This window comes from Prosthecobacter sp., from assembly GCF_044222345.1.
In the GTDB taxonomy this organism is placed as follows: domain Bacteria; phylum Verrucomicrobiota; class Verrucomicrobiia; order Verrucomicrobiales; family Verrucomicrobiaceae; genus Prosthecobacter.
Window position 1 is genome coordinate 1 of record NZ_JBGANL010000139.1, and the last position, 3858, is coordinate 3858.

Here is a 3858-nt window from a genome sequence, read left to right on the forward strand (position 1 = left end):
CTGTCTGTCGGTCAGACCGCCTGTCCACTGAGCAACTCGATGGTAAACATCTTCGGGCGTCGCCGCACCAATCCATTCAGCGTGATCAATTTTTTCGTCGTTCTTCATGGAGCTATGCGTCAATCGTTTTGGAATAATCAGCGATATTGCAGAATCCCCTAAAACACTGAATAGCCGCGTGGCCTGTGCTTATTTGAAAACGTTCTGCTGCAGCGGAAGTCAAATCTGGAGCGGTTGGGTCAATTCTAAGAACATACTTCGTGAAACTCATGCCAAATGCTTGGGCGGCAAACGCGACCCCTGCCTGTGCATCACCTTTTCCATGAGACATTCCAAGTGTCAGATCACACATGTAACCATTGTTTCGTATCTCTGGCAAAACACGCAGAAGGGTCTTGTATGGAATTTCGTTTGAATCGAAAGCAGCGGGGGAAATTAGAATTCCGAGTCGATCACGAAGTTCAGAAGAGACTTTTTCACGCTCCGCTTGCCAGATGACAGCTTGGCCCAGATTAACGGTTTTGTTATAATCCAGAAAACGTTTGAGAAAAATGCCGTGTGCGTTGGCGAGCGCTTCTCTAAACTTGGCATTTTTGGAGAAAACAAATGTATTGTGGGTCGCGGCGATCACAAACAGATGTGTGGTGAGCCTCATTCGCGCTTGTTCATGCGCATCTGGACGCACTGCTTTGACGTAGTCAGCCATATTGCTTGGATAATCCGGCCAAACAATCTTCTCCAAATGCGCAGCGATCTCGTCAGGGTCGTGTTTTTTCCCGAATAGATTAAATAGCGCCATATTTTTAATATTTCGAGTAATTCAAGTTTCCGATAAGTCATCTTTTACATGCCTGATTTCCAAAGAACCAGATTTTGTGAATAATTATTTCGAATTTATGAACGCTTCAAATTCGCAAAAAGAACCAGCACTATCAGGAGGCCCCTTGCGAACTGACCTCCCACCAGCTGACCGCCAACGAGCCACCGATGGATCTTCGCATGTCACCTGCCAACAAGAGCAACATGGCAAGATGTGCCAGGTGCTGGAATGAATGTAGCACCACGGCCACCCGTGTTCGCGGTCGGATGAGCTGTAGTAATCGGTGGTCAGAGAATCGCCGCTGTAATCGAGTTGCATTGTTCATGTGAACAGTATTAAGCGGCGCGGAATTTCAAGGGTGAAGTTCGACGGGATGACTGGTTTCCTGCGAACAGATCCAAGCTGCTAGGACTCCCGCGCGTTTTGCGACCATGGGCCTGCGATGATCTCACCAGGCGCGGCTGGCATCTTTGTCGGGTTCGCGTTTTGAAAGGCTGGGCAGCTCGCACATGCCGGCAGCGGAGGGCCAAGGCGGACAGGCAGCACCAAGGAGCCATTGACACGCACGTGATCTGCCAGGGCGCGCACTGCAAGACGCACAAGCGCGGCGGGTTCCAAGCCTGCGCTTTCAGCAAACACGCGCACCGCATCCCAATCGGACGCGGTGAGTACCGTAGCAGAATCGAGAGGCATACTTCACAGGGGTGAAATATTAGTTTAAACAAATAAAAGGACTCAGAATCAAGACGTTTCTATGACGCTTTGTCTTTAGCGTTTCTAGTATTCTTGCTTATGCTATCGCCTTCGGCCAAGACCTCTTTGACGAGGGTGTTCAGCGGATTTTCTGGAGTGGTGAAGGCCGCCACTTTGGAATCGACTGCTGCTGCGCTTTTTTCGTGCATGTAGCCATCCATGGTCAGCCACATTTTGGCGAACTCGACATCCTCACGCGCACGCTTTTCCCACCGATCCCGCGCGATGATGATGGGATCTTGCTGGACGTTGCCAGGTGCCTCAACTGGCTCAATCAACACGTCGGCGGCAAACGCGGCAGGCGTCTCGTCATGCAGATAGGCGACGAGCAGGGCTTTAGCGTGGGTGCGGCTGCTCAGTTCCGTGATGGTGGGCAGGAGCTTCGTTAGCGCGTCTAGCGTGATGGGGCGCTTGCCGCTGCGAAATTTGGAGAGGTCCGGGCCGGGCACCTCCGAGGCGAGCGACACCTGCCGCTGAGAGAGAGCAGGGTGTTGGTTGAACCAAGAGTTGAGGGCGGTTTTAAAACGCATATTAGCAATATGCTCACATTTGAGCCTAATGCAAAGTTTTTCCTTGCGAATAAGTTTTCGTATTGCTCTCATGTGAGCATGAAAGCACAATTACAACTGCTTGACCTGCTCCTGTCGGTGGTGCTCCCGCTGACAAAATCGGAGGACCAAGGTATCAGCAGCGCCGCCACCGACGAGCTGCAGGAGCTGGCCAAACGCCGCCGAAAGCTGCTCAAGCAGCAAGGCGGAGAAGCTTCAACCGAGGGCGCACCGGCGCTGGCGGCATGAGGTTGAAACCGTACTGGCTGCTGAGCATCGAAGCTGGCCGGAGAGGCTTGCAAGCGTGGCGGATCTGGGAGGCGCAAGGTGGCATGCGCGCCTCGCTGTATCGCGAGACAGGGAGCCGCCTGGCTGAGCTGGCCCGAGAACGTGCGGAGCAGTGCCGCGTGATGTCGGGCCTGTTTGCCGCGCTCGATGCCGTGTTTCCACTCGGACTGACAGGCCCGTCCCGAAATCTGTCCTGAACTCTCACGGCCCGGCACTGCACCACGCAGCGCCGGGCCTTTTTTTTTTCGTGGTGGCCAAGCCTGAGGCCTACGCGGGCACCCTCTTTTTTTTCATGAACACCGTGATTGCACGAACGCAACCAATGGCGGCAGCTTGCCCGGAAACGGTTTGCGGCACTTGCTCCGCAGGGGCCGAACATCAAAAGCCTGCTGTGGATCTCCGGCAGGTGAACACGCGCGCGGCTGGGCGCTTGAACGCGTGGCACACAACGAGGCTGCCGATGTGTGAGGCCTGCCGCAAACTGTGGAGAGGGAGCTTTCGCTATGTCTGAACAAGATCAGCGCAGTGTGACGGCCCATGACATTTTCATGGGGTGCGGTTTTGAGGCTGTGGCGGGCTTTCCTCTACGGAATGGCTTTCTAGCTGTGGCGCTTCCGCCAGTCGGCGTGGTGCAAACAACCCCGGCAGAGTGGGAACGCTACATGGCGCTCTGTGAAGACGAAGCACGCGGCCCACGATGACCGCCCGGCCCCTTTTCTTTTTTTTCTGACCATGGGACGCAAGGCTCAACAGGATGCGCCAAACGCGCTGGAAATGCTCAAGGTGGGCACGTGGACGGCTGAGCAGGTGGCGAGCATGACCGACACGCCGCTGGCGATGGTGGTGAGATGGTGCACGGCACGGCTGATTCATGGCGCGCGCCACATGGATGGTGCCTGGCGCATTCCCGGCCCCGGCCTTGTCTTTTTTTTGGGAACGAAGGTTGAGCCGATGTATTCGCTGCGAACTGCGGCGGCGCTGCTGGATCTGTCCGACGACACGATTGAGGAATGGATCAAGTCGGGACGGCTGAAGAAGGTGAAGCTGGGCAGGACGCGACAGGCGCCCGTGCGCATCCTGGAGAGTGAACTGCGAAAGGTGGTGATCCGTGCCGAGTGATGAACAGCCGCGGCTGCCGGGCATGCCGCCAGATCCGAAGCTGGAGTATCGCGAGCACACGGCGGAGCGCTGGCTGCGAGATGATCCCGAGGGCTATCATGCCTGCGTGGAGATGATCAAGCGCGGCGAGGTGAACCGCTCCGAACTGGCGCGGCAGTTTGACCGCAGCCGGAACTCCATTTCGGCGCTGATTTACGCCGAATTTTCTGTGGAGCAGTTGCAGGAGGTGATTGCTAAGAAGGGACTCATCGTGACCGCTGAGGCGCTGGACCGGCAGGAGGATGTCATACCGAACGCAACAGCCAAGGAGCTGGGCGCGCTGGCGATGAC

At 55.8% G+C, this 3858-nt stretch carries 6 protein-coding genes; 4 read left to right on the forward strand and 2 right to left on the reverse strand.

Going from position 1 to position 3858, the window contains the following annotated elements:
- Window positions 1-112: 112 nt before the first annotated feature.
- Together ACILSL_RS27205 and ACILSL_RS27210 are read right to left on the reverse strand one after the other, a co-directional pair.
- Window positions 113-799, reverse strand: coding sequence for a hypothetical protein (locus ACILSL_RS27205; protein WP_395735216.1), 687 nt, complete (start codon window positions 797-799; stop codon window positions 113-115).
- 773 nt (window positions 800-1572) lie between these two features.
- Complete coding sequence (locus tag ACILSL_RS27210) at window positions 1573-2103, reverse strand: hypothetical protein (protein WP_395735217.1); 531 nt, start codon at window positions 2101-2103, stop codon at window positions 1573-1575.
- A gap of 9 nt (window positions 2104-2112) precedes the next feature.
- Between ACILSL_RS27210 and ACILSL_RS27215 the strand changes: the two genes are divergently transcribed.
- The 4 genes from ACILSL_RS27215 to ACILSL_RS27230 all read left to right on the forward strand — a co-directional run.
- Window positions 2113-2370 carry a hypothetical protein gene (locus ACILSL_RS27215; RefSeq protein WP_395735218.1) on the forward strand — a complete coding sequence of 86 codons (258 nt, stop codon included), beginning with the start codon at window positions 2113-2115 and terminating at the stop codon, window positions 2368-2370.
- Window positions 2367-2606: a hypothetical protein gene (locus ACILSL_RS27220; RefSeq protein WP_395735219.1), complete on the forward strand. Its 240-nt coding sequence runs from the start codon at window positions 2367-2369 to the stop codon at window positions 2604-2606. Before ACILSL_RS27215 ends, ACILSL_RS27220 begins: the two co-directional genes overlap by 4 nt.
- Window positions 2607-3141: 535 nt before the next feature.
- Window positions 3142-3528, forward strand: coding sequence for a helix-turn-helix domain-containing protein (locus ACILSL_RS27225; protein WP_395735220.1), 387 nt, complete (start codon window positions 3142-3144; stop codon window positions 3526-3528).
- The coding region (locus tag ACILSL_RS27230) for a hypothetical protein (RefSeq protein ID WP_395735221.1) at window positions 3518-3858 on the forward strand (341 nt) is incomplete at its 3' end. The genes ACILSL_RS27225 and ACILSL_RS27230, both read left to right, overlap by 11 nt.

Bases quoted from the DNA above. Each gene is read 5' to 3' on its own strand.
- ACILSL_RS27225 (WP_395735220.1), top strand. From the start codon at position 3,142: ATGGGACGCAAGGCTCAACAGGATGCGCCAAACGCGCTGGAAATGCTC.
- ACILSL_RS27205 (WP_395735216.1), bottom strand. From the start codon at position 799: ATGGCGCTATTTAATCTATTCGGGAAAAAACACGACCCTGACGAGATC.
- ACILSL_RS27220 (WP_395735219.1), top strand. From the start codon at position 2,367: ATGAGGTTGAAACCGTACTGGCTGCTGAGCATCGAAGCTGGCCGGAGA.
- ACILSL_RS27215 (WP_395735218.1), top strand. From the start codon at position 2,113: ATGCTCACATTTGAGCCTAATGCAAAGTTTTTCCTTGCGAATAAGTTT.
- ACILSL_RS27210 (WP_395735217.1), bottom strand. From the start codon at position 2,103: ATGCGTTTTAAAACCGCCCTCAACTCTTGGTTCAACCAACACCCTGCT.